21 protein-coding genes are annotated in these 24,030 nt (G+C 73.3%); 13 read left to right on the forward strand and 8 right to left on the reverse strand.

Annotated features, from left to right (window positions below):
• Positions 1-32: 32 nt before the first annotated feature.
• Positions 33-542 (forward strand): hypothetical protein, encoded by a 510-nt coding sequence (locus DEJ51_RS01825; RefSeq protein WP_150255664.1) that lies wholly within the window; start codon positions 33-35, stop codon positions 540-542.
• 31 nt (positions 543-573) lie between these two features.
• Here DEJ51_RS01825 and DEJ51_RS01830 read toward each other — a convergent pair whose 3' ends face one another.
• Entirely contained in the window at positions 574-1,536 is a 963-nt protein-coding gene (locus DEJ51_RS01830; protein WP_150255666.1) for a helix-turn-helix transcriptional regulator, read from the reverse strand.
• Positions 1,537-1,636: 100 nt separating this feature from the next.
• On the opposite strand from DEJ51_RS01830, the gene DEJ51_RS01835 reads away from it, so the two are divergent.
• The 6 genes from DEJ51_RS01835 to DEJ51_RS01860 all read left to right on the forward strand — a co-directional run bounded on the left by DEJ51_RS01835 (position 1,637) and on the right by DEJ51_RS01860 (position 10,659).
• Positions 1,637-2,050: a DUF3224 domain-containing protein gene (locus tag DEJ51_RS01835; RefSeq protein WP_150255667.1), complete on the forward strand. Its 414-nt coding sequence runs from the start codon at positions 1,637-1,639 to the stop codon at positions 2,048-2,050.
• Between the two features lie 1,110 nt (positions 2,051-3,160).
• Positions 3,161-4,447: a phenylacetate--CoA ligase family protein gene (locus DEJ51_RS01840; protein ID WP_150255669.1), complete on the forward strand. Its 1,287-nt coding sequence runs from the start codon at positions 3,161-3,163 to the stop codon at positions 4,445-4,447.
• Positions 4,444-5,814 carry an MFS transporter gene (locus DEJ51_RS01845; protein ID WP_150255671.1) on the forward strand — a complete coding sequence of 457 codons (1,371 nt, stop codon included), beginning with the start codon at positions 4,444-4,446 and terminating at the stop codon, positions 5,812-5,814. Before DEJ51_RS01840 ends, DEJ51_RS01845 begins: the two co-directional genes overlap by 4 nt.
• Complete coding sequence (locus DEJ51_RS01850) at positions 5,811-6,956, forward strand: GNAT family N-acetyltransferase (RefSeq protein ID WP_223835619.1); 1,146 nt, start codon at positions 5,811-5,813, stop codon at positions 6,954-6,956. Before DEJ51_RS01845 ends, DEJ51_RS01850 begins: the two co-directional genes overlap by 4 nt.
• Before the next feature lie 41 nt (positions 6,957-6,997).
• Positions 6,998-8,146, forward strand: coding sequence for an acyl-protein synthase (locus DEJ51_RS01855; protein WP_150255673.1), 1,149 nt, complete (start codon positions 6,998-7,000; stop codon positions 8,144-8,146).
• On the forward strand, positions 8,143-10,659 hold the full coding sequence (locus tag DEJ51_RS01860) for an acyl-CoA reductase (protein WP_223835620.1): 2,517 nt from the start codon (positions 8,143-8,145) through the stop codon (positions 10,657-10,659). The genes DEJ51_RS01855 and DEJ51_RS01860 overlap by 4 nt, the downstream gene beginning before the upstream one ends.
• A gap of 66 nt (positions 10,660-10,725) precedes the next feature.
• Here DEJ51_RS01860 and DEJ51_RS01865 read toward each other — a convergent pair whose 3' ends face one another.
• The gene (locus DEJ51_RS01865; RefSeq protein ID WP_150255674.1) at positions 10,726-13,455 is read right to left on the reverse strand and encodes a DNRLRE domain-containing protein; all 2,730 of its coding nucleotides are present in this window, start codon (positions 13,453-13,455) and stop codon (positions 10,726-10,728) included.
• Between the two features lie 185 nt (positions 13,456-13,640).
• Positions 13,641-14,228 carry a helix-turn-helix domain-containing protein gene (locus DEJ51_RS01870; RefSeq protein ID WP_150255676.1) on the reverse strand — a complete coding sequence of 196 codons (588 nt, stop codon included), beginning with the start codon at positions 14,226-14,228 and terminating at the stop codon, positions 13,641-13,643.
• Between the two features lie 77 nt (positions 14,229-14,305).
• Here DEJ51_RS01870 and DEJ51_RS01875 point away from each other — a divergent pair, with 77 nt between their 5' ends.
• Positions 14,306-15,802: an MFS transporter gene (locus DEJ51_RS01875; protein WP_150255678.1), complete on the forward strand. Its 1,497-nt coding sequence runs from the start codon at positions 14,306-14,308 to the stop codon at positions 15,800-15,802.
• Positions 15,803-15,843: 41 nt separating this feature from the next.
• The gene (locus DEJ51_RS01880; RefSeq protein WP_150255680.1) at positions 15,844-16,212 is read left to right on the forward strand and encodes a hypothetical protein; all 369 of its coding nucleotides are present in this window, start codon (positions 15,844-15,846) and stop codon (positions 16,210-16,212) included.
• Between the two features lie 17 nt (positions 16,213-16,229).
• Here the strand turns inward: DEJ51_RS01880 and DEJ51_RS01885 are convergent, their stop codons facing one another.
• Complete coding sequence (locus DEJ51_RS01885) at positions 16,230-18,149, reverse strand: glycoside hydrolase family 5 protein (protein WP_150255681.1); 1,920 nt, start codon at positions 18,147-18,149, stop codon at positions 16,230-16,232.
• A gap of 258 nt (positions 18,150-18,407) precedes the next feature.
• Between DEJ51_RS01885 and DEJ51_RS01890 the strand changes: the two genes are divergently transcribed.
• The 3 genes from DEJ51_RS01890 to DEJ51_RS01900 all read left to right on the forward strand — a co-directional run bounded on the left by DEJ51_RS01890 (position 18,408) and on the right by DEJ51_RS01900 (position 20,268).
• Positions 18,408-18,716: a hypothetical protein gene (locus DEJ51_RS01890; protein WP_150255683.1), complete on the forward strand. Its 309-nt coding sequence runs from the start codon at positions 18,408-18,410 to the stop codon at positions 18,714-18,716.
• A gap of 141 nt (positions 18,717-18,857) precedes the next feature.
• Positions 18,858-19,319, forward strand: coding sequence for a Crp/Fnr family transcriptional regulator (locus tag DEJ51_RS01895; RefSeq protein ID WP_030722979.1), 462 nt, complete (start codon positions 18,858-18,860; stop codon positions 19,317-19,319).
• A gap of 505 nt (positions 19,320-19,824) precedes the next feature.
• Entirely contained in the window at positions 19,825-20,268 is a 444-nt protein-coding gene (locus DEJ51_RS01900; protein WP_223835621.1) for a subtilase-type protease inhibitor, read from the forward strand.
• A 61-nt stretch (positions 20,269-20,329) separates the two neighbouring features.
• On the opposite strand, the gene DEJ51_RS01905 is transcribed toward DEJ51_RS01900, so the two are convergent.
• From DEJ51_RS01905 to DEJ51_RS01915, 3 genes are read right to left on the reverse strand one after another with little or no spacing between them, the layout of a single operon-like run.
• Positions 20,330-21,172 (reverse strand): GNAT family N-acetyltransferase, encoded by an 843-nt coding sequence (locus DEJ51_RS01905; protein WP_150255685.1) that lies wholly within the window; start codon positions 21,170-21,172, stop codon positions 20,330-20,332.
• Positions 21,169-22,119, reverse strand: a complete 951-nt coding sequence (locus tag DEJ51_RS01910; protein ID WP_150255686.1) for an ATP-grasp domain-containing protein — start codon at positions 22,117-22,119, stop codon at positions 21,169-21,171. Before DEJ51_RS01910 ends, DEJ51_RS01905 begins: the two co-directional genes overlap by 4 nt.
• 42 nt (positions 22,120-22,161) lie before the next feature.
• On the reverse strand, positions 22,162-22,590 hold the full coding sequence (locus tag DEJ51_RS01915) for a hypothetical protein (protein WP_223835622.1): 429 nt from the start codon (positions 22,588-22,590) through the stop codon (positions 22,162-22,164).
• Between the two features lie 151 nt (positions 22,591-22,741).
• Between DEJ51_RS01915 and DEJ51_RS01920 the strand changes: the two genes are divergently transcribed.
• Positions 22,742-23,470: an SIR2 family NAD-dependent protein deacylase gene (locus tag DEJ51_RS01920; RefSeq protein WP_150255688.1), complete on the forward strand. Its 729-nt coding sequence runs from the start codon at positions 22,742-22,744 to the stop codon at positions 23,468-23,470.
• Between the two features lie 28 nt (positions 23,471-23,498).
• Here DEJ51_RS01920 and DEJ51_RS01925 read toward each other — a convergent pair whose 3' ends face one another.
• Complete coding sequence (locus tag DEJ51_RS01925; protein ID WP_150255690.1) at positions 23,499-23,984, reverse strand: VOC family protein; 486 nt, start codon at positions 23,982-23,984, stop codon at positions 23,499-23,501.
• Positions 23,985-24,030: the final 46 nt, after the last annotated feature.

Below are 24,030 nucleotides of genomic sequence, written 5' to 3' on the forward strand. Positions count from 1 at the left end.
CGTACTCAGACGGGCGGGACGGGGGGTGGGTGATGACGGTACCCGGGCAGGGTTTCGAGCCATCGACCGGCGACGGCCCGGCGGCCGCGCCCGGTGGGCGCGAGGCGGAACTGCGCACCGCGTACGAGGGCCTGCTGCAGATCCGCCGTCTGGTGAACGGACCGGCGGGCGCCGCGGTTCCCGCGGCCTGGGAGGTACGGCAGCTGCCGCGCGCGGTGGCCCTCGTACTGGAGGCGGCGGGGATCGTACCGTCGGCGCTGGACGCGCAGGGGCGGCGTTCGCGGACGGGCTACCGCGTGGCGGCCGGGGCCGGGCCCGGCCGGGCCGAGGTGACGTGGGTGGGTCCCGCGGGCGGCGGCGCGGCCGGCGAGGAGCAGGAACGGCTGACGGCCTGCGCGGCCGTGCTGGAACGGCTGGGCTGGGTGTGCCTGCTGTACCGGGGCCCCCGGCGGCGCAGGTTCCTGGAGGTGGAGCCCCCGGGCGGGCCGGCGGCCTCCGCAGGGTCCGCCGGGCCGGGCGGGCGCCCGCCCGGCCGAGGGTGACGGGGAGGGGCCGGCCCGGAACCCGGCCGCGTCAGGCGTAGCGTCCGGCCAGGGTCGTCACCGTCTCGGCGAGGGCACGGCGCAGTTCGGGCGGGCCGAGCACCTCGGCCTCCGTGCCCAGGCGCAGCAGGTCCCCGACGGCGACGGCCTGGGACTCGACGGAGATGCTCAGCCGGACCCAGCCGTCCGCGTCGGCCGGGCCCGCGTCGGCGAGCGCCCGGGTGCCCGCCGCCCCGAACTGCATCGGCAGCAGCTGCTGCCCGCGAGGGGACAGGCGTATGTCGGCGGTCTGCTGGTGGAGCACGGCGTCCAGACGGCTGGTGGACTCCTGCCAGTAGGGGGCCAGTTGGAACCCGGTGGGCCGTTCGAACCGCTCCGCCGCCGTGTCCACCGACAGGAACCGCGAGACCCGGTAGGTCCGTACGGCTGAGCCGACGTCGGCGACGAGGTACCAGATGCCGCCCTTGAGGACGAGGCCGAGCGGGTGCAGCTCGCGCCGTACCTCGCCGCGCCAGCGGCGGTAGTGGGTGCGCAGCACGTGCTGGTCCCAGACGGCCTGGGCGATCTGCGCGAGGTACGGGACGGGGTCGGCCTCCCGGAACCAGGCGGGCGCGTCGAGGTGGAAGCGGTCCTGGATCCGGCGGGCCCGCGCGGCGAGCGCGGCCGGCAGCGCGGCCTGGAGTTTGAGCTGGGCGGCGGCCAGATCGGCGCCGAGGCCGAGCTCCTGCGCGGGTCCCGGGGCGCCGGCCAGGAAGAGGGAGCCGGCCTGGGCGTCGGTGAGGCCGGTGAGACGTGTGCGGTAGCCGTCGGCCAGCCGGTAGCCGCCCGCCGGGCCGCGGTCGGCGAGGACGGGAACGCCACAGGCGCCGAGGGCGTCGACGTCGCGGTGGATGGTGCGCACCGACACCTCCAGCTCGGCGGCGAGTTCGGGGGCGGTCATCCGGCCGCGGTTCTGCAGCAGCAGGAGCAGGGAGAGAAGCCGGTCGGCACGCATGGCGTCATTGTCGCGCGTACCTGACAGAAGGTGTCAGGTACGGCTGCCAGCCTGGGCCACGCCGGGCGGAGCGACCGTCCGTGCGACCGAGAGGATCGTCATGCGCACGCCCGTTGAGACCGGTGGCCGCTTCACCTTCGCCAACTGGGAGGAGAGCCCCGTCGGCGCCGTGGACGCCGTTCCCCGGCTCGCCCACGCCCGTGTCAACAACGCCTTCACCGGCGGGATCGCGGCTGCCGATACCGCCTGCGCCTACACGATCGCCTACGTCGGGGAGAACGTCGGCTCCTACAGCGGGATGGAGCTCGTCTCCGGCAGCCTCGACGGCCGCAAGGGCAGTTTCGTGCTGGAGGAGCGCGGCAGCTTCGACGCGGGCGGCACGGTGTGCCGTTTCGAGGTGGTACCCGGCTCCGGCACCGGGGATCTCACCGGCCTGACGGGCTCCGGGGGCTTCACCTACCGCCACGGCGACACCTCCGTCGCGTACACCTTCACCTACGAGATGGCGAACTGACGAACTGACGTGCGGGGATCACGCTTTGACGTCAAGGTGTGGTCCGCACCGGCCGGCGCGCGGTTTCCGTGCGACCACCTACCAGTTCTGTTAGGTGAGTTGAGCCGCGGTATTGCGGTGGTGGTATTCGGGGGCATTAACGCCGACGATACCGGGAGCGTTACGGTCCACGATGACGCCCCGAATTGACACATCGAGCATTACGCCGGGGCGGGGTGCAGTATCGTAAGTTCCGGAACTTACGGAACATGCGAAGGCGGCGCGCCCCAGGGCGCGCACGCCAGAGGCCCGACGCGGCATCCTCACCGCGCCGGGCCGACCCCGGAGACGGCCCCCCGGACGTGATTTCAGCACGTCCGGGGCGGCTATCCCCGCAGCGCGCGCACGAGTTGTGCGCCGTAGGCCAGCAGGGCCACGATCGGAACGGCGCCTCGCGCCGTCCACCTGACCCGGGCCACCAACCGACGCAGTCGATTACGCCGCGGCGGCCTGCCGCCTCCTTCGTCAGGGTCCTTCACGGCACCCCTTCCTTCACCTCGGGGACCGGTCCGCAGCCGCGGACCTTCGGCACGTCGTGGCACTGCGGCAACGCACCGAAGGGCAGCAGCAGAACGCCACCGACCCAGAGGATGCAACAGGGAAACAATAGCCACTTGCGAAGCCACGGGACAGCCGAAGCAGAGAATTCCGAAATTCACGGACACCTCAAATCCGCACATCGTTCGGCGAATTCGAACATCCACGGTGGCAGCGCGTCGGCGACCGCCGCACTCCGAGGCGGCAGAGCGCGTTCGGTCACCCCGGGCCGCCCGGCCGCGTGACGAAGGGACGCCTCCCCCAGCGCCCGAGTCGACGTGAGCGCCGGCCCAGGCTTTACCGGAAAAACTGTTGAATCCGGTCCCAGTGTCCGGAAATCCTCGGCCAGTTTGGCGATCTGGGTACTGATGTTTCATCATCATGACTGCACGTCAGTTCTCGGCGTGCAGTCAGAGGGATACGGGGGCGCCGGGGGGTCCCCCGTTCACCGGCTCGATCCCGCAGGCGAGTTCCCGTTCTCGCCGCGCCCCGCCGTGACTCCCCTTCCCGTTCCCGTCATCCAGGCAAAGGCTCATGTCCGCCCAGCAGCTCTCGGACCTCATACGTTTCGCCCGCCACAACTCGCCCTACTACCGGGACCTCTACGCGTCCCTGCCCGCGCACGTCGACCGCCTCACCGACCTGCCGGTGGTCGACCAGCAGGAGTTCTGGGCGGCCAACGCCCTGCACGACAGCCAGGTGCTGACCGGCCCGCTCAGCGAGGCCACCGTCTACAAGACCGGCGGCACCACCGGGTCCCCCAAGTTCTCCGTGTACACCCGCGACGAGTGGCGCACGTTCGTCACCGCCTTCGGCGAGGGACTCGTGGACGCCGGCCTGCGCCCGGGGCACCGGGTCGCCGATCTCTTCTACGCCGGGGAGCTGTACGCCAGCTTCCTCTTCGTCCTCGACTCGCTCGCCCACGCGCCCGTGGACAACGTCCGCCTGCCCATCGGCGGCGGTGCACCGCCGGAATCCACGATCCCCACGCTGTGCGATCTCTCCGCCCACGTGCTGACCGGCACGACCACCACCCTGTGCCGGCTCGCCGAGCAGGTCGTCTCGTCCGGTGCCCGGCTCGATTCGGTGGAGTTGCTCCTCTTCGGCGGCGAGGCCCTCTTCGACGACCAGCGGCGGCTGCTGGCCGCGGCGTTCCCCGGCGCCGAGGCGCGTTCCGTCGGATACGCGAGCGTCGACGCGGGCCTGCTCGGCCGCCCGGTGCCCGGCACCGACGCCCGGGTGCACCGGGCCTTCACCCCCTACTCGGTGGTCGAGATCCTCGACGACTCCACCGGCGAACCCATCACCGAACCGGGTCGGCCGGGCCGGGTCGTCGTCACCAGCCTGTTCCGCCGGCTCATGCCGATCATCCGCTACCCCGCCGGTGACCGGGCCGAGTGGACCGGCACCGGGCAGGGCCACTTCCGGATCCTCGGGCGCGCCGAGGAGGGTGTGCGCGTGGGCCCCGTCTCCCTCTACACGCAGGACGCCCAGGACGCCGTGGCCGCGGCGGACACCGAGGGTCACGTGGTCGGGATGCAGCTCGTCGTCCGCCGCTGGGACGGCCGCGACGGGCTCGTCCTGCGGCTGGCGACGGCCCCCGGCGACGACACCGGCGACCGGGTGACGGGCAGCGGCCGTGCGGCACTGGCCGAGGCCGTCGTGGCGGAACTCGAAACGGCACGGCCGCTCTATCCGGACAGTGTGCGCGCCGGGTTCGTGCACCCCCTGTCCGTGGAGTGGGCACGCCACCGCGACCTCGCCGTCAACCCGCGCTCGGGCAAGCTCGTCCGCGTGCTCGACGAGAGGCCGACCGCATGACCGCCGCACCCACGGCCGGCCCGGTCGGCCCGGCCACAACGGAGTCCGAGGGACAGCCGCGGACCGGAACCACGGCACCGGCACCGGCACCGGCACCGGCACCGGCACCGTCCCGGCGTCGCCGCGCTCCGCTGGTCCTGCGCAACCGTGCCTTCGGCGCCGTATGGGTCGGGCAGGTCCTCACCCAGGCCTCCGTGCGCATGTTCCAGGTCGGCGTGTCCTGGTGGATCGTCGCCTACGCCGTACCCGGAGCACGGGGGCTGGCCTCGGGGCTGTTCATGGCGGTCTGCACGCTGCCCGCCGTGGCGCTGGCGCCCGTCGTGGCCCGTGCCGTCGCCAGGTTCGCGCACCGTTCGGTGCTGCGGACCGCCGCCGCCGCGGCCGGGGCCGCCTCGGCCACCCTGGCCCTGTGGGCGTACGGCGGCGGCCTGCCGCTCACCTCCGTGTACGCGGCCGGTCTCGCCCTGGCCACCTGCCAGGCGTTCTTCGACCCCTGTCTGACCACCTCGGTCCCCGAACTCGTCGACGATGCCGACATCGAGACGGCCACCGGCTTCGAGCTGTCGACCCAGTCGCTGGCCGGCCTCGCGGGAGCGCTGCTCGGCGCGCTGACCGTCGACCGTGCCGGCCTGGCCGGACTGTCCGCCGGCTGCGCGGCCGCCTACCTCGGCGCCGCCGTGCTCGTCGCGAGCGCCCGGTTCCGTACCGTCGCCGCGGACGGCGCGGACGGCGCGGACGGCGCGGCGGCACCGCCCCGGCAGCGCCCGCTCCGCCGCATCCTGGCCGAACTGCCCGCCGTACGGCGGATCCTGGTCTGCTTCACCGCGGCGAACCTGTTCACCGCTGCCGTGTTCGTCGTCATCCCCCTGTACACCCGGTCCGTCCTGAACGGCGGGGGCGCCACCGTGGCCCTGCTGGAAGCCTCCCTGGGCACCGGCGCGCTCGTCGGCGCCTTCACCGGCACCCGCGTGCCCGGGCGGCCCACGGTCGCCGGCGCCTGGTGCCTCGGCCTGATGGCCCTCGCGCTGGCGCTGCCCGGGCTGTTCGCGCAGCGCCCGGTCATCGCGGGCTGCCTGGCCGTGGCCGGCTGGTGCGCCGGGGCGGTCAGCGTGCGCTTCGTCGCCCTGTTCCAGCGGATGGTGCCCACAGCCGACAAGCCCGGCTTCTTCGCCGTGATGCAGGCCGTCCTGGGTGCCTCCCTGCCGGTGGCGTCCCTGGTGTTCGGGTCCGCCGGCGACGTCCTCTCCCCGCAGACGCTCTGCCTCGTGCAGGGCATCGGTCTGCTCCCGGCTGCCTGCGCGCTGGCCCTTCTCGGTTCCCGTACGCCCGGCCCGGCCATGACGGAACCCGCCGGAGGCACGCGATGAGCCCCCTGATCACACCGGCCGTCCGCGCGGACATCGCCGAACTGCGCCAGCTCTACTACGCCGTCTACGGTCCGCACTACCCCGTGGCCCTCGGCACCGACCCCGCCGAGATGGCCCGGCTCATCGCCGACCCGCACTCCCTGTGGCTCGTCACCCGATGCGCCGGAACCGGGGCCCTGACCGCGTCCGCCGCCATCCACGGCGAGGCGGGCAGCCGCACCGGCCGCCTGGAAGGCATCGCCGTGCACCCCGAGCACCGCTCGGCCGGCCTGGCCGCCGCCCTCACCGAGGCCCTGTGCGCCGCGATGCTGGACACGGGCCGCCTGGACTCGGTGTACGCGACCGTACGCACCGTCAGTGCGGGTCCCCAGCGCGTCGTCCTGCGCAACGGCTTCCGCCCGCTGGGCATCCTGCCCAACGCCGTGGATCTCAGCAGCCGCGAAAGCCTCGCACTCTACGCGCGTCACGCCGCCGGAGTGCTCGACCGGCGGATCCCCGTCGCCGAAGTGCCCGCCCCGCTGCTGCCGTTGCTGCGCACGTCCGAGTCCGCGCTCGGCATCGACTACCCCGGGGTCCGGGCCGCCACCGGTCCGCTCCCGGCCCCCGCAGCGCACGCGGCGGCCGAACGGCTGGAGGTGATCGAGGCACCGGCCTTTGTCCGCCGCCGGTTCCGCGAGCGGTTCCCGGGCGCCGAGGGCTGGTTCTACCCGCTGCACACCCCGAACGTGCTGCTCACCCCCGAGGACGGCCGGTTCGAGGTCTACGCCTACCTCAACCGCGCCGGCGGGTACGCGTCCCTGCTGACGGCCCATCCCGACCCGGCCGCCGCCGCGTCCCACCTCGAACCCGTCACCCGGGCCCTGGCCCGCGCGGGCGCCGGCTACGTCGAGGCCCTGGTGCCACTCGCCCACCACGAGGCCCTCTCGGCCTTCCTCGCCCAGGGGTTCATCGCCGGGGCCCTCTACCCCGCCATGCGCGCGGACGGCGACGGCTTCCACGACTACGCCGTCCTGTCCCGTTCCGGCGAACGGATCGACTTCCGCGGCGTCGCCGTCGAACCACCCCTCCAGCCGTACCTGGACTGCTACGTGTCGGCCTGGGCGTCGACACACCTGCCCACATCATCCGAGGTTGCCTCATGAGCCCCATGGCCCCCGTTAACCCCGTTAACCCCGTGAACCCCGTGAACCCCCATCTGGCGCCGGTCGCCGTACCCGACCCGGCCCTGCTGCCGCACGTACAAGAGCTGTGCGACCTGACCGATCCGTACGCCTTCGGACCCGAGCAGGACGCGCTGTTCGCCGCAGCCATGGCGGAGACCAACGCCTGGCACACCGAACGCTCCGCGTTCTTCCGTTCCCTGTACGAGGCCACCGCGCCGGCCGAGCCCTACCGTGCGCCGCTCGTCCACGCGAACTTCTTCAAGCGGCACGAGGTGCTCTCCATCCCCCGCGAGGACGTCGACCTGCACCTGACCTCCTCCGGGACCACTGGCCAGAAGTCCCAGATGTTCTTCGACCGGTGGACCATCCGCTCCGCCCAGCGCATGGTCGCCCGGATCTTCGAGCACAACGGGTGGATCACCCCCGACCAGGAGGTCAACTACCTCCTGTACAGCTACGAGCCGGCCCCCTCGCTGAACCTCGGGACCGCCTTCACCGACAACTACCTGTGCGACTTCGCCCCCGCGCGCAGTGTCACCTACGCGCTGCGCAACACCGGCGGCGAGCACGAGTTCGACCCCTTCGGCTGCATCGCGGCGCTGCGCCGCTTCGAGCAGGAGGACGCCCCGGTCCGCATCCTCGGCTTCCCGGCCTTCCTCTTCTTCACCCTGGAGCGGATGCGGGCCATGGGGCTGCCTCCGCTGCGCCTGCCCGAGGGCTCCCTCGTGGTCCTCGGCGGCGGCTGGAAGGGCCACGCCGACCGGCGCGTCGAGAAGGAGGAGCTGTACTCCCGGGTCACCGAGCAGCTCGGCATTCCCGGTGAGCGGATCCGGGACACCTTCGGGTCGGTCGAGCACTGCATCCCGTACATCGAGTGCGACCACCACCGGCTGCACGCTCCCGTCTGGTCGCGCGTGACGATCCGCTCGACCCGCACCCTCGAACCCCTGCCCTACGGGGAGCGCGGCTACCTGCACCTCGTGTCGCCGTACATCACCTCGGTGCCCGCGCAGAGCGTGGTCATGGGCGACCTCGCCTCGCTCCAGCCGGGCGACGCGTGCGGGTGCGAGCTGCAGACCCCCTGGTTCACCGTCCACGGCCGTGCCGGGGTGAGCCGCAACCGCAGCTGCGCGGTGGCCGCAGCGGAACTGATGAAGGGTATGGCGTGACCGTGAGCGTGCACCACCACTACTGGCAGGGCGAGTTCATCGGCGACGAGGAGGCCGGCCGGCGGCTCGCCGGACTGCCGGACGTCGTTGAGACCGCGCTCGCGGAGGGCCTGGAGACCGAGACCGTCCTGGCCGCGTGCGAGGCCCTCTCCGCAGCGCTGTACGATCCGGGCCATCCCGTACGGGCCCGGCTCGCCGCGCATCTGCCCGAGGGCGAGGACCCGGCCGTCCTGGCCGAGCTGGGCGGCCTCCTCGGCCGCCGGGAGCTGACCCGCAAGCTGCGCCGGGAACTGGGCGGCGCGACTCCGGGCCGGCTGAACCGGGCGGATCCGCGCGAGACGGTCTACGAGGCGTGGGCGCCCGTCGGGATGGTCGCCCACATCGCGCCGGGCAACGCCGCGACGGTCGCGCCGCTGAGCATCGTCGAAGGCCTGCTCGCCGGCAATGTCAACGTACTCAAGACCAGCGGCGACGACACCCTCCTGACCCAGCACCTGATGGCCGAGCTCGCGGCCCTGGACCCCAGCGGCGCACTCGCCGCGCGGATCGTCGTGCTGCGCTTCCCTTCCTCCCGGCAGGAGTGGCTGCGCCTGATGTGCGCGCCCGCGGACGCCGTCGCCGTGTGGGGCGGGGAGGCGGCCGTCGAAGGGGTGGCGGCCCACGTGCCGGCCGGCTGCCGGCTGGTGGAGTGGGGGCACCGGATCTCCTTCGCCTACCTGACGGCCGACGCCTGGTCGGACGCCGGGACGCTCGACGCCCTGGCGGACGACGTCTGCCTGTACGAACAGGAGGCGTGCTCCAGCCCCCAGGTGGTCTACCTCGACACCGAGGACGAGGACGAGGTGTTCGCTTTCGCCGAGCGCCTCGCCTCGGTCCTCGCCACCCGGCCGCCGGCCGCCGCCGCAGCTGCGGCGGGCGAGCCGGACCCGGCGGAGGCGGCCGAGCTGACCACCACCGAGCTGATGGCCCGGCTGGAGGAGCACCTGGGCCTGACCCGGGTGTTCGCCGCCCCCGACGGCTCGTGGCGGGTGCTGGCGGACACCCGGTCCCCGCTCACGGCTTCGCCGTTGCACCGCAGCGTGTGGGTCAAGCCGCTGCCCCGCAAGCGGCTCGTCGCCACCCTGCGGCCGATGCGCCGCTACCTGCAGACGGCGGGCATCGCGGGCAGCGCCACGGACGTCGCCGAACTCGCCCGCACCGCCCTGGCCGCGGGTGTCACCCGTGTCACGCCGGTCGGCTCCATGCTGGAAAGCTACGCGGGTGAGCCCCATGACGGGGTCTACGCCCTGCAGCGCTACAGCCGCCGCGTCGCGGTCCAGGCCGATCCGGTCGCCTTCGCCACCACCGCCTGCCTGGACGACCTGGTGCGGCCCGTGGTGCTGCCGCGTCCCACGGGACCGCTGGTGGGCAAGGAGGACGTACAGGAGCCGGCCCGCCGGCTGGCACGGGCCGATGCCGAGCTCTACTTCCGCAGCGGTGGCAGTACCGGCGCACCGGCGCTGTCGGTCTTCAGCTACGACGACTACGACACGCAGATGCACGCCGCCGCCCGCGGCCTGCTGGCCGCCGGCTACGACCCGGCCTCGGACCGGACCGCCAACCTGTTCTACTGCGGGGCCATGTACGGCAGCTTCATCAGCTTCTTCTCCGTGCTGGAACGGCTCGGCGGCGTGCAGCTGCCGCTGTCGGCGGGCCCCGACCACCGGGCCACGGCGCAGGCGCTGATCGACCACGGGGCCGACACCCTCTTCGGGATGCCCTCCTACCTGTGGCAGCTGCTGCACGCGGAGGAGGACGCGCTGCGCGCGTACGGCGGCCTGCGCAAGGTGTTCTACGGCGGCGAGCACTTCACCGAGGAGCAGCGGCGCACCCTGAAGGACACCTTCGGGATCGAGGTGGTCCACTCGATCACCTACGGCAGCACCGACCTCGGCCCGCTGGGCTACCAGTGCACCGAGAGCTCGGGCGGCGTCCACCACCTGCACGCCGACCTGCACACGATGGAGATCCTGGACCTGGCCGAGGACCGCCCGGTGGTTCCGGGCGAGACGGGCCGGCTGGTCTTCACCACGCATGCCCGGCGCGGCCAGCACCTGGGCCGGTACGTCATAGGCGACCTCGGCCGGGAGGTTCCGGGCCGCTGCCCGTGCGGACGGCACGCGCCGCGCTTCGAGCTGCGGGGGCGCACCGGTGACGTGATGCGGGTGGCGACGTACTTCCTGAACCTCCGGCGCTTCCTGGACCTGGCCGGGGAACAGGGGGGCCACCGGGGCGAGCTGCAGATCCGGCTCGACTCGGCCGGCGCGCGCGAGCGGCTGACCGTACGGGTGGAACGGACCCCGGCGAGCGACCCGGAGCGGCTGCGGGAGGTGTTCCTGGCCGGCTACCCGGAGCTGCGCTCGGCGGTTGCGGAGCGGCTGCTGGATCTGGTGGTCGAAGCGGTGGACGGTGCGTCGCTGGACCGCAGTGCGACCAGCGGCAAGCTCCTCGCCGTGGTGGACGCGCGCCGTTAGGCGAGGGGGGCGCGGGCCGGCCCTCAGGCCGGCCCGCGCCCCTTCCTGTTCCCTGGGGGTGTCAGGTCACGGTGCGCCGAAGGTGAGCGTCAGCTGCGGCGTCCCCTCGTTCGCCTGTGCCTCGGAGGACCACAGCCACAGGGCGTCCGTACCGGTGCTGGTGAGCGCGAGGCCGTAGCTGCCGCCGAGGGCCGTCGCGACGCTCGCGGTGTTCAGCCCGGTGGTGTGCACGGCCGAACCGTCCGCGATCCCGGCGAAGGTGCCGAGCGCCGGACCACCCAGCGCGGGCCGGTTGTTGTACGTGGTCGCGCCCTCGCTCCACGAGCCGGTGACCGGGACGACCGAGACGGTGTCCGTGGTGCCGGCGCCGCTCTGCGTGCTCGTCTTCACGCTGAGCGCGGCCGCCTTCAGTACCGTGCCCGCGGGCGCGGCGGGCAGGTTGAAGCGCAGGTAGCTCGCGTAGAACGAGGTGCCGCGCACGGCGAGCGATCCCGAGGTGCCGTAGTTGGTGGCGGGCGCCCCCGCGTTGGCGTAGGTGTCCTCCGCGGCGGGCACCTGGACCACCGAGTCGGCCGGGGCGGTGGCGAGGGCGTAGTGGTTCTGCACCTGCGCCGCGCTGAGCACCGTCGGGTAGACGGCGGTCTCGTCGAGCCGGCCCGCCCAGTAGTCGCTGGTCGGGCGGTTCGGCCAGGAGCCCAGGTTGTCGCCGCCGGTGCGCCAGTATCCGGCGTAGTTCTCGTGGGTGGTGACGTTCAGCGTGCCCTTCTGCGCGCCGTCCACGTAGAGGGTCATTCCGCCCGGGCCCTGGGTGGCGACGACATGGTGCCATTGGTTGTCGTTGTAGGCGGCCGGGGTGGTGATCGTGCGGGTGGCTCCGGCGTAGACGCCGAAGACCAGCCGTCCGTCGTTGGTCATGTAGACGTGCTTGTCGTAGTGGTTGCTGGCGCCGACCTGGCGGCTCCCGAAGCCGACGAGCTTGCCGCCGCGGGTGGTGTCGGTGCGGAACCAGGTCTCGATGCTGTAGGTGCCGCCGATCGTCTGCAGCTTGTCCCCGTACACGTGGGTGTTCGAGCCGTTGAAGCCGATCGCGGTGCTCGCGCCGGAGACCGCGCCGGGCGTCTGCCGCAGGGCGGGGGCGTTGTTGTGGACGCCGCTCTGGTTGCCCGCGGAGGAGTCGGCGACGAAGGGCAGGGCCGATTCGTCATAGCGCCAGTACAGCGCGGCCCCGTCGGTGCGGACCTTGTTCGGGTAGCCCTCCGCCGTGGTCGGGACGGTCACGCTCGCCGTAGCGGACAGGGCGCTGGTGTTGCCCGCCCCGTCGGTGGCCGTCACGCGGTAGGTGTACGACTGGCCCGCCGTCACGGTGGTGTCGGTCCAGGAGGCCTGCGGCCGCCGGAAGAACAGCGAGTCGGCGGTGACCGTGGCGATCGGCGTGGCCGCGCCGTTCCGGTAGATCCGGTAGGTCAGCGCGCTGTCGTCGAGGTCGAGGCTGGTACGCCAGCGCACCTGGGCCTCGTCCGGTTCGAAGCTGACCGCGCTCGCCACGGGCACGGTGGGCGCGCCGGTGTCGCCGGTGGAGGCGAAGCGCGTCAGGCTCTGCTGCGCCGCGCCGTTGACGGTGGTGAACTCGCCGCCGACCCAGAGGTACTGGACGCCTGCCTTGGAGCCGACCGCCATCACGCGCGGTCCGATGCCCTCGCCGATGCCGTCGTTGGTGTCGGGGGCCCAGCCGAGCTTGCCGGTGCCGGTGGTGGGCTGGGCGAGCAGGTGGTGGCGCTGGCCGTCGGGGAACTCGCCGACGCTGGAGCAGTCGTGTGCGTGCGAGGCGCTGTAGAGCACGTTCTGGTACGGCAGCACGGCCTGGGTGGCGCCGAGGCAGGTGTCGCGCCAGCGCTGGCCGTAGTCGCTGAGGTTGAGCGCGATCCGGCCGTCGAAGACGCCGCCGCCCGTGCCCTCGTTGGCGGTGTAGAAGCCGGTGGCATCGGTCGCGATGTCCTTGACCACGGAGTTGGTCTCGATGAAACCGGCGTAGGACTTGGTGAGCGTGCCGCTCGTCGCGTCGACGACGGCCAGTGCGTGGGTGTTGGTGCCGTTGACGGTGAAGAAGTCGCCGCCGAGGACCACGTGGTTGCCGTCGGGGGTGACCTCGATGGCGCGGCCGGGCTCGTCGGCGTTGGCGGTGAAGGGCTTCAGCGCTCCGTCGGCCGCGCCGACGGCGGCGAACCGCTGCCGCGGCTGGCCGGCGACGCTGAGGAAGTCGCCGCCCGCGTAGACGGTGTCGCCGGTGACGGCGAGGGCGCGCACGGTGGCCGCGAAGGCCGGGCGGAAGCTCTGCTTCACCGTGCAGCTCGCCACGTCGATCGCGGCGAGGCTGGAGACGGGAGTGCCGTTGACGGCGCCGAAGTAGCCGCCCGCGTACAGGGTCGTCTTGTCCGGTGAGAGGGCGAGCGCGCGGACGGTGGCGGTGCCGGAGCCCACGGTGAAGGACAGCTCGCAGGAGGTCGGGGCGCCGGTCGCGGCGTCGAGGGCCGCGAAGTTCACGGCCGACCGCTCGCTTCCGGATCCTCCGTCCGGTGGGCGCACCGTGGAGAAGGTGCCTCCGGCGAAGACCTGGCCGCCCGCCTCGGCGAGGGCCCAGACGACGCCGTCGGGCTGCCAGGTGGACAGCGGGTCGGCGGTGAACGTGACGGGCGGGGTGAGCGCCGCCGCCTGCGGGGCGAGGCCGAGGCCCGCCCCCGCTCCGGTTCCGGCCAGGGACAGGGCGAGAGCGGCCACCAGCCCTCGGGATCTACGCATGAATCCCCCAGTTCGATGTGCGGTACGGCCGTAGGGTGCGGCCGGGTGAGCCATGGCCGAAAACCGCCGAACAGCAGTCCACAGCCGTGCCTACGGGCGCACCCTAGAGCGATTCGCGGCTCGGTTCACCCCACTTGACCCATCGGATGCGAAAGAGTGCCGGACCGGCACACCCGCCCCCGCCGTCACGCGCGGGGCTTCGCGCGGACGTGCATGCGCTCGCCCTGCCGCCCGAAGAGGCTGAGGATCTCCACCGGCCGCCCGTCCGCGCTGGTGAACCAGTGGGGCAGCCGGGTGTCGAACTCGGCGGCCTCGCCGGGGCCGAGCACCAGGTCGTGCTCGGCGAGGACCAGGCGCAGCCGCCCCTCCAGCACGTACAGCCACTCGTATCCCTCGTGGGTCCGCGGTTCCGGCTCACCGCCGCGGTCGGGGATGAGCATCTTGTACGCCTGGAGGGGGCCCGGACCACGGGTCAGCGGCACGGCCGTGCCTCCGTTCGGGAGGGTGCGGGGGGTCAGCCGCACCCGGGGATCGCCCACTTCGGGGGCGCCCACCAGGTCGTCCAGAGGCACCTGGTACGCGGCCGCGAGCGGCAGCAGGAGTTCCAGGCTGGGGCGGCGCTGCCCGGACTCCAGCCGGGACAGGGTGCTCTTCGAGATGCCGGTCGTCTCGGAGAGCGCGGCCAGGGTCAGTCCGCGTCGGGCGCGCAGCCGTCGGAGCCGGGGGGCGACCTCGTCGAGGACCGCCTGGTGGGGGGATGGCTTCTCGTCCATACGGCCATTGCACCCGGCCGTCCCGGAAACGGCAACAAGGTTTGCCGCCCGCCACCCGGCGACCGCACCCTCCCGGCATGAGCCCACACCGTGATTCCGCGACCGGACACCGACAGCACCGCACCGGCGGCGAGGGCGGGACGCCGTCCGCCGGTGCCCACCGGCCCCCGGTCCGGTGGGCGCTCGCCGGTCTCTCCCTGTCCGTACTGCTGTCCTCGCTCGGCACCGGCATCGCGCACGCCGGCCTGCCGACCCTGGCGCAGGTGTTCTCCGCGTCGTTCCAGGAGGTCCAGTGGATCGTCCTCGCCTATCTCCTCGCCGTCACCGCCCTGGTCGTGGGCGCCGGGCGCCTCGGCGACCTCGTCGGCCGCCGGCGGCTGCTCCTGGCGGGCATCTCCTTGTTCACCGTGGCCTCGGTGCTGTGCGCGGCCGCGCCCACGCTCTGGCTGCTGATCGCCGCCCGGGCGGCCCAGGGTCTGGGAGCCGCCGTGCTGACGGCCCTCACCATGGCGTTCGTGGGTGAGACGGTCCCGAAGGAGCGGACGGGCAGCGCCATGGGGCTGCTCGGCACCATGTCCGCGGTGGGAACCGCTCTCGGTCCGTCGCTGGGCGGGGCCCTGCTCGCCGGATTCGGCTGGCGGGCGCTCTTCCTCGTCAACGTGCCGCTGGGCATCGCGGCGTTCCTGCTCTCCCACCGGCATCTGCCCGCCGACCGGCGGGAACCCAGCGCCGACCGGGCCCGGTTCGACCACCTGGGGACCCTGCTGCTCGCGCTGACCCTCGCCGCCTACGCGCTCGCGATGACCCTCGGTGACGGCCGGTTCGGCCCGCTCAACACGGCGCTCCTGCTCGGCGCCGTCTTCGGGGCCGCCCTCTTCGTACGCGCCGAGGCGCGGACTGCTTCTCCCCTGGTCCAGCGCTCGCTCCTGCGGGATCCGGTGATCGGTGCGGGCCTCGCCTCGGGTGCGCTCGTGTCGACGGTGATGATGGCGACGCTGGTGGTCGGCCCGTTCTACCTCTCCCGGACCCTCGGGCTCGACGAGGCCCCGGTCGGACTCGTCCTGTCGGTCGGTCCGCTGGTGGCCGGGGTGACCGGGGTGCCGGCCGGGCGTCTCGCGGACCGGTTCGGCGGACGGCGCACGGCCCTGCTGGGGCTCCTGGCGATGACGGCCGGGGCCGTCAGCCTGTCCGTGGCTCCGGCTTCGCTCGGCGTCCTCGGGTACGTCGTTCCGCTCGCGGTCGTGACCTCGGGCTACGCGGTGTTCCAGACGGCCAACAACACCGCCGTCATGGCGGACGCCGGCCCGGACCGCCGGGGCGTCGTCTCCGGCATGCTCGGCCTCTCCCGCAACCTCGGCCTCGTCACCGGCGCGTCCCTCATGGGCGCCGTGTTCGCGCACGCCTCGGCGTCGGCCGGAGCCGTGGCCACCGGGATGCGGTCCACCTACCTCGTCGCGGCGGCCCTGATCCTGGCCGCGCTCGCCGCCGTCGCCGCGGCGGGCCGTATTCAGGCCGGTCCGGCCGGTGATCAGGCCGCCCGATACCCGGCGGACGGTGGCAGGGGACCGGCGTAGCCTGTGTCGGTTGCGCACGGCGACCCGATGGGGGAAGAGCGATGTCGATCTTTGCCACGTGGCTGTTGCTCGCCGAGGACGGCGACGCGGCCGCACCGCTGGTCTACCGGGGATCGCACGTGAACCCTGCGGACAGCGACCCGCGCGCCGGCCTGCTGGAGGTCGCCGCGATACCGAACCACTGTCATCCCCGGGTTCGCGACCTGGACACGGCTCCTGACGCCCGGGTACCGGCGGAGGCCCCGCCGGTGGAGGGCCTGCCCGTGGAGTACCTGCGCGTGGCCGTCGCCCAGTCCGCCGGGACCTTCCCGGGCGGCCTGCCCGGCCACGCGACCGTCATCATCGACCGGGCCCAGGTCGAGCGCCTGCGCGACACCCTCACGGAGTGGCTGGACACGGACGAGCGATGACACCTCGCGGCAACTGATCACGCGGCGGGCAGGGGACGGCACAGGAGTGCGGCCGGGGAGGGGCGGGTGGCGGCGCGGGTGGTGAAGGCGATGCCCGCCGCGTACTCGGTGGGCAGGCACTGGCCCTTGTAGTGCCCGGAGGCGAAGTCGCCGCCGGGGCCGCCCGCCGGGCGGTTGTCGCCCCGGTCGAACCACACCGTCCGGCCCCCCGCGGGAAGCGCGGTACGGGCCGGGGCGCAGAGCGCGGCCGAGACCCGCTCGCCGCGCAGGCTGTATCCGGTCAGGAACTGGCCCGCCGGACACTGGAACTTGGTGTACCCGGTGGCCCAGTCGCCGCCCGTCGGGACGTGCGTCTCGTCGCGGACCACGGTGTGCCCGCCCGTCGGGGCGCGCAGATCGGAGGTGGTGCACAGGCCCCGGCCGCCGGTGTGGGCGAGCCCGGTGAGGCGGGCGCCGTCGGGGCAGACCGCCTTGCGGGCCCCGCTGTCCCAGTCCCCGGCGGCCCGGGTGCGCAGCGAGGCGTTGTGGTCCCGGTGGTCCGTGGTCAGCTGGTACCAGGCGGTGGTGGCGGGGACCGGTCCGGTGCGGCCGGGGGTGGTGGTGAGCGGTGACCAGCGGGCGGTGCGCCAGTCCCCCTGGTCCAGGACGCCCGAGCGACGGCCGGCCGTGTCGTAGCGCAGGAGCGCCCAGGTGTCGCCGCCCGGGGTGCCCTGGGCGGTGGTGCTCCAGCCGACGAGGGGCCAGTACGCGAAGTCGGCGTCGGAGCGCGTCAGATACCCGGTGAGCCGGTCGAACCAGGCACGCGGGGCGGCGCCGCTCTCGTCGGCGCCGATGCCGAACTCGCTGATCCACACGGGGGCGGTGAAGTGCGTACCGGTCTCGGCGGACACGAAGAAGGCCTGGTCGTAGAGGGTCTGTTCGAGCTCCGCCGCGGTCATGTCCTGGTAGCGGAGGTCGTGCGTCTCGCCCATGCCGGTGGCGCCGCTGTGCCGGGGGCCGGTGTAGCCGTAGAAGTGGGCGCTGTAGACCAGCTTGTTCGAGGTGACCAGGGTGTGGGAGAGGGTGCGTACGGGGGTCAGGGTGGGGCGGCCGTGCGGGAAGCCGTCGACGGGCAGCCCGAACCAGTTGATGCCCTCGACGACGATCAGCAGGTCCGGGTTGGCCTCGGTGAGGATGCGGTCGGCGGCCTCCTGGGCCGCGGCGTGCCAGTCGTGGTTGTCGCCGAGGCCCCAGTTGGGGTCGTCCCAGAAGTCCCGGCGGACCTCGTTGTAGAGGTCGGCGCCGACCACGCGGGGGTTGTCGCGGTAGCGGCGGGCGAGGAAGACCCAGTCGTCGGCCCACTGGGCCGTGGAGCGGCCGCTGTTCCAGCGTTCGTTGCCGTCGAGGCCGCAGCACCAGCGGGTGGTGACGGTGTGGTTGTTGAGGATGACGGCGAAGCCCTCGCCGGTGAGGGCGGCTACCACCGCGTCGTAGACCTGGAGGGGCGTGCGGCCGCGCAGGGCCGGGTTGGCGGCGACGGCGGAGTCCGGGACGGGGGTGGTGTCGCGCAGCATCTCGTTGGAGAAGGGCAGCCGGATGCTGTTGAGTCCCGCGGCCCGGAAGTCGGCGATCAGGGCCGGCAGGGCTGCCCGGTCCAGGCCGACCGGGATGCCGTGGGCGTTCTGCCCGCTGTGGTGCGTGGCCGGATCGTCGCGGTCGCCCGAGCCGTTCCAGGAGCCCTGGGCCCCGTCCCAGTTCCCGGAGCGCAGGCGGAACCGGTTGCCCTGCGCGTCGACGATGTACCGGCCGCGGGTGGACAGCGGCGGGGTCCAGGTGTCGGCGGTGCCCGTGGCGGCCGCGGACGGCGCGGCGGCGTGCGCGGGCTGTGCGGACGGCGCCGCGAGGGCGCCGGCCACCAGCAGGAGGGCGGCGAGGACCGCGCGTAAGAGGCTCGTCATGGTGCTCCTGCCGGATGTCGGCCGTCCCGGCGGGCGGCTGCCGCGGGCAGGTTACCGGCCGGTCGCTTCCGGGGGAAGGCGATTGCGGGACGCTTTCCGCCGGGCCGGCCCACCAGCGGCCGGGGACGGCTGACCGCCCGGATCCGGCCGGTCGGGGCCCGGTCACGCACCGTCACCCTGGCAAAACGGCCCCGCGCGGCGCCGCGCCCCTCTACCGTGCCCTGAGGTGATGTGGCACGGCACCGGAGGGCGGGGCGGATGGACGACGACGAGGACATGCGGCTGGCGGGAATGACGCCGGAGATCTCCCGCCGGACCCTCACCCTGCTGCGCGGTCTGGCGGGGCTGGAACCGCCCGAGCAGGTGCCCGAGGAGGCGATGGTCGTCGCCGACGCGGTCCTGGCGGAGCACGGCACGGACGGGCTCAGGGTGCTGGTGATGACCCTGGCGGCCTGGGCGACGGCCCAGATCGAGAACGTCGCCGAGCTGAGCGGGCGCAGCCACGAGGCCGTCCTCGACTCGATGGAGCTGGCCTGTCTGGAGGCGAACGCGGAGGACACCCCCTGAACCCTGGGCACAGAAGGCTTCCGGAGCCCCGTTCCCGGGCCCGGTGGGCAAGAAACCGTGCCCGGTCCGGCAGCGATTCGGCGGGCTTCGGCGACACTGGGAGAGCAGGAGCGTCGTGGGGGGTCGTGATCGGAGGCCGTCGTGAGCACACCTTCCCCCATCCGGATCGCCGCCGTCCTGTCCACCGAGCACCGTGGACGGCTGATGTCCCAGGCCCGTGAGGTGAATTTCCCGGAGAACGCGCGCATCTTCGACGAGGGCACCAGGGCGGATTCCTTCTGGATCGTGCGTTCCGGCACCGTGACCCTGGAAATCCCCGTCGCCGGCCGTCGGCCCGCGCCGGTGGAGAGCCTCGGCCCCGGTGAGCTGGTGGGCTGGTCCTGGCTGTTCCCGCCGTACGTGTGGCAGCTCGGCGCGGAGGCGATGACCCCGGTGCGGGCGTACGAGTTCGACGCCGCGACCGTCAGGATGCTGATGGACGCAGACCCCACCTTCGGCTCCGCGATCGGGCACTGGGTCGGGCGCGTGCTCGCGATGCGGCTCCAGCAGACCCGTACCCGCCTGCTGGAGCTGTACGCACCCCGCCTCAGCAGCACCGCCTGAGCGGCCTGTCGGGCCCCGCTGCCCGGGCAGACCGCCCGGGTGGTGCTCAGTCACGCACCCCCGCCGTCGCGACCGCCCCGCGCCGCAGGCCGAGCGCGGCAGGGACGACCGCGGACACCACCGCCCCGGCCGCGCAGGCGCCCGCCGTCGGGCCTTGAGTTGGATCGCGTCGTTTTCCATGCCCCCGGCCAACCGTCGCGGACGGCGCGGCACAGCGGGCCCGGGCCGTGTCCCGGGGGTGGCGCCGGCCCTGCCCCGGAGGGGGTCCAGAACCCGTCCCGGCAGATCACAGGTGTGGGCCGCAGGTTTCGGGGAGGTTTCCCGGTCGGTGTTCGGCCGATTCGGCGGCCCGCTCCGGCACTGGTCAGCCCGCCCGCACGGCTGCGGACTGCAGTCATCCGCACACGATCGGTGACGGAAAACGGAGGTCCGAACGGGCGTTCACGGCCCGGGTCGGCAAGACTGCGTCCGCTATCCGAAACAGCAACCCAAGGGAGTGTTCGCAATGCGGTCCATCGCAAAGGGTCTCGGGCTCGGTTCCGCCGCCATGGCGCTCACCGCGCTCACCGCGCTGGCCTGGCCGGGTACGGCCGGAGCCGCACCGGCCGGCACGGCGAGCCTGTACGCGCCGTCGGCGCTGGTGCTCAGCGTGACGGCCGGGCCCGACGCCGACACGGGCGCGGTCATGCGCGCGGTGACCCTCGTCTGCTCGCCGGCGCCCGGCGGGACGCACCCGAACCCGGCCGGCGCCTGCGCCGAGTTACGCGCGAACGGCTCGCAGCTCGACCCGCTCGCCGCACCGGCACCCGGCGCCGCCTGTACCCGGGAGTGGAACCCGATGACCGTAGCGGCCGTCGGGGTGTGGCAGGGCCGTCGGCTCAGCTACACGTACACCTTCGCCAATCCGTGCGGCCTGCGGAACACCTCCGGCACGCTGTTCGGTTTCTGATCCCCCGTGAGGCGGTGGGCCGGGCGGCGCCGTGCGACCGCCGCCCGGCCCGGCCGCGTCCTCATCCCAGTTCGAGACTGGTCACCCCGAAGAGCTCCGTCATGACGACGTCCGGTGCCGGACCGGTGTACATCCGGGCGGTCTCGAAGGCCGGGGCCAGGCCGAGGCGTTCGAAGAGGGCGGCGGCCGCCGGGTTGGCGTCGGGTACGTCCACGGACACCAGCCCGTCGGGGGCGTGCCGGGCCAGCCCCTGCACCAGGGCCGCCGCCACCGCGGGGGTGGCCGCGTAGAGCGGGCCGATCCGGTGGGCGGCGCTGGCGGGGCGGATCACCCCGAGGCCCTCGATGCGGCCGTCCCGGACGGCGGCCAGCGCGATGCGGCCGGGCAGGCCGGTCCAGGCGGACAGGAAGGCGTCCCGCGGCGCGGGGAAGAACCGGCGGTCGTAGGCGGCGAGCCGGCCGAAGGGCAGGGTGGCCGCGTCCACGATCTCGGCCGCGCCGTCGTCCTCCCCCTGCGGGGCGCCCTCGTAGCGGAAGTTGTTCCAGGCCGGACGGAACCCGGATTTGCGGTAGTTGTCCTGCTGGTCGACGACCCCGTCCAGGCCCACGAGCCGCCCGTCGAGCCGTTCCATCCCCGCGCGCCAGAGCCGGATGCCGTACCCCTGGCCACGGACGGCCGGCCGGGCGATGTAGAAGCCGACGAAGCCGAATCCCCCGCCGTACCGCACCGCGGAGATGCAGGCCACCGGCTCGCCGTCCAGCCGGCCGACGAGGAACCCCTCCGGGTCGGCGACCGCGAAGGCGAAGCGGTCGGAGTCCCCCGGATTCCAGCCCTCCTCGTCAGCCCAGTCGCGGATCATGTGCATGTCGCCGGCACTCGCGCCGGCGATCTGGAATCCCGTCATGCCGGTGTTGTACCAGATGGGCCAGGTGTGCGCAGGGGTGCCTGATCAGCCGTCAGGACGCCTACCAGTGCGGCCCGGTCGACCTCCCGGTGGAGGTCGCTGACCTGGCCGTCCCCCACCTCGACCACCCGCCACACCCCGTCCGCGCGCAGCGCGAGATCGGTGGTCACGAAGGGGCAGCCCAGCGCCTGCACGGCGGCCCGGACCGGTGCGAGGGCCGCTTCGACGGCAGCCTCCGGGACCACGGCGACCGGGCTGTCGGGATGGGTGGTGAGCAGCCGGGGCGCACCGTCCCGCCACCACACCCGTACCTCGGCGGCCGCCGCCTCCGGCGTGACGAAGTGCTCGAAGGCCCGCACCACCACCCCGCCCGCCAGGAACTCGCCCTGCAGTTCGACGAAGCGCGCGACGACGCGGTGCAGCGCGGCCGGGTCGGCGAGGTCCGGCACGTAGCAGGCCTCGTCCCACTCGTGCTTGCGGGACTTGACGTAGTCCTTGACGATGCCGGCTCCCGGCGGCAGGCCCGCCGCGAGGGCCGCGAGGCCCTCCGGGTCGGGAACCACCCCGGGCTCCGCCGGCAACCAGCCGCTGACCGGGGTCAGGCCCCCGAAGGTCTCGTACCAGCCGGGGAGTTCGTGCGCCCGGCGGTACGCCTCCGGGGTCACGACGAGCGCGCCACCGCGTCGGCGCAGGGCCGCGTCCAGTGCGGCGTACCGGCCCGCGGGGATCATCCAGCCCCGGTACCAGAGCGCTCCTGCCCCGTCCGGCACGCGGGTGACGGCACGCTCGGCGTCCCCGGCGAGCAGCGCGTCGTGGTCGACGAGCAGCGCCGTGCCCCCGGCGGCGCGCAACTGCCGGGCCTCCGCAGCGAAGTGGGCGTCGGCCCGGCGTTCGTTCAACGGGTCGCGGCAGTACAGGACGGTGGTGGTCGCGGTTGTCGTAGCCATGTGCCCACCCTACGAACGGCCCCGTGGATCACCGTACGGACGTCAGCCCGCGCAGATCACGTCGTCGAGCCGGATGGGATTGGAATCGAGGCGTACGTACGCGGTGAAGGTGTCGGTGCCGCCCGAGGCCCAGTGGGTGGTCACGGTGGCCCAGCCCACCGAGGCGGTCTTCGCGACGGTCACCGGGCCCACACCGATGTCCTGCGGCTCGTCGCGGGCGCAGAGCAGGACGTCGACCTCCTCATTGACCTGCTGTCTCTCCTTGAGGACCTGCGAGACCTGGTTCTCCCGGTCCTGCGCGGAGGGACCGTGGGCACCGTAGAAACCGACGAGGAAGTCGCTGATCTGGGCAGCGGTGTGTCCCTTCCCCGCGAGGGCGGCGGACGCGGCGAAGGCGGGAACGGACGGCATGACCGGCAGCGCGAGCAGGGTCAGCAGCAGGGCACCGAGGCGGTACGGCTTGAGCATCATGTCCGGTCTTGTACCCCCCGGGCCGGTGGATCGGGAGGGCGGGGCCCGGATCTCACTCCTGTGGGGGGCGGGATTCACCGCAGAAACGACCCTCCGGCGGTGGGCGGAAATGGGCTCGCGAGCGCCCCTCGGCCGTACGTAGGGTCGGTACATGGGAAAGCCTCTTGTCGCGCTGTTCAGCGGAGCCGGAATGTCCACCGACTCCGGAATTCCGGACTACCGGGGGCCCCAGGGCCTGTGGCGGCAGGATCCCGACGCCGAAAAGCTCGTGACGTACTCGTATTACATGGCCGATCCGGAGATCCGGCGCCGCTCCTGGCTGATGCGTGCCGAGATCGGCGCGCTCGGAGCACGCCCGAACGCCGCGCACCTGGCCGTGGCACGGCTGGAGAGCGGCGGCACCCCGGTGCGGGTGATCACACAGAACGTGGACGGGCTGCACCAGCTCGCCGGGATGCCCGACCGCAAGGTGTTCGAGCTGCACGGCAGCGCCCGCTCGGTGGTGTGCACGGCCTGCCGAGCCCGGTCGGGCATGGAGGAGGCCCTGGCCCGGGTGGCCGCCGGGGAGCCGGATCCCGCCTGCCTGGTGTGCGGCGGGATCCTCAAGTCGGCGACCGTGATGTTCGGCCAGCGGCTCGACCCCGAGGTACTGGGGCAGGCGATGGCCGTGGCCAAGGGCTGCCAGGTGTTCATCGCCGTCGGGTCGAGCCTGCAGGTGCAGCCCGCCGCCTCGCTCGCCGGGATGGCCGCGGAGGCCGGAGCCCGGCTGATCATCGTGAACGCGGAGGAGACCCCGTACGACCCGCTGGCCGACGAGATCGTCCGTGAGCCGATCGGCACCGCCCTGCCGGCCCTGCTGGCCCGGTTCGCCGCGTCCTAGCCCGGCCCTGTCCCTAGCCCTGTCGCCGTTACTGGCCCGTGTCCGCCGCCCTGCGCATCTGGCTCACGTCCAGCTTCTTCATCCCCATCATGGCGGCGGTCGCCCGGGCGGCCCGCCCGGGGTCCGGGTCGGCGATCAGGTCGATGGCGCCCGGCGGGATGACCTGCCAGGACACGCCGAACCTGTCCTTGACCCAGCCGCAGACGCCCTCCTCGCCGCCGTCACCGGTCAGCGCGTCCCAGTAGTAGTCCGCCTCCGCCTCGTCGGCGCAGTGGATCTGGAACGAGATCGCCTCGGTGAAGGGGAACTGCGGGCCGCCGTTGAGGCCGATGAACTGCTGGCCGTTGATCTCGAACTCCACGACCATCACGGAGCCGGCCGGGCCGGGGCCCGCCTCCGTGTACCGGCCGATCCGGCCGAGCCTGCCGTCCTTGAAGACGGACAGGTAGTAGTCGGCGGCCGCTTCCGCGTTGCCGTCGAACCACAGGCACGTGGTGAATCCCTTGCCGCTCATCTCTGCCTCCGGGCCGGTGCGTGGACGGTGGTCACCGTCTCTCCCA

The sequence above is a fragment of the Streptomyces venezuelae genome (assembly GCF_008642275.1).
Lineage (GTDB): Bacteria > Actinomycetota > Actinomycetes > Streptomycetales > Streptomycetaceae > Streptomyces > Streptomyces venezuelae_E.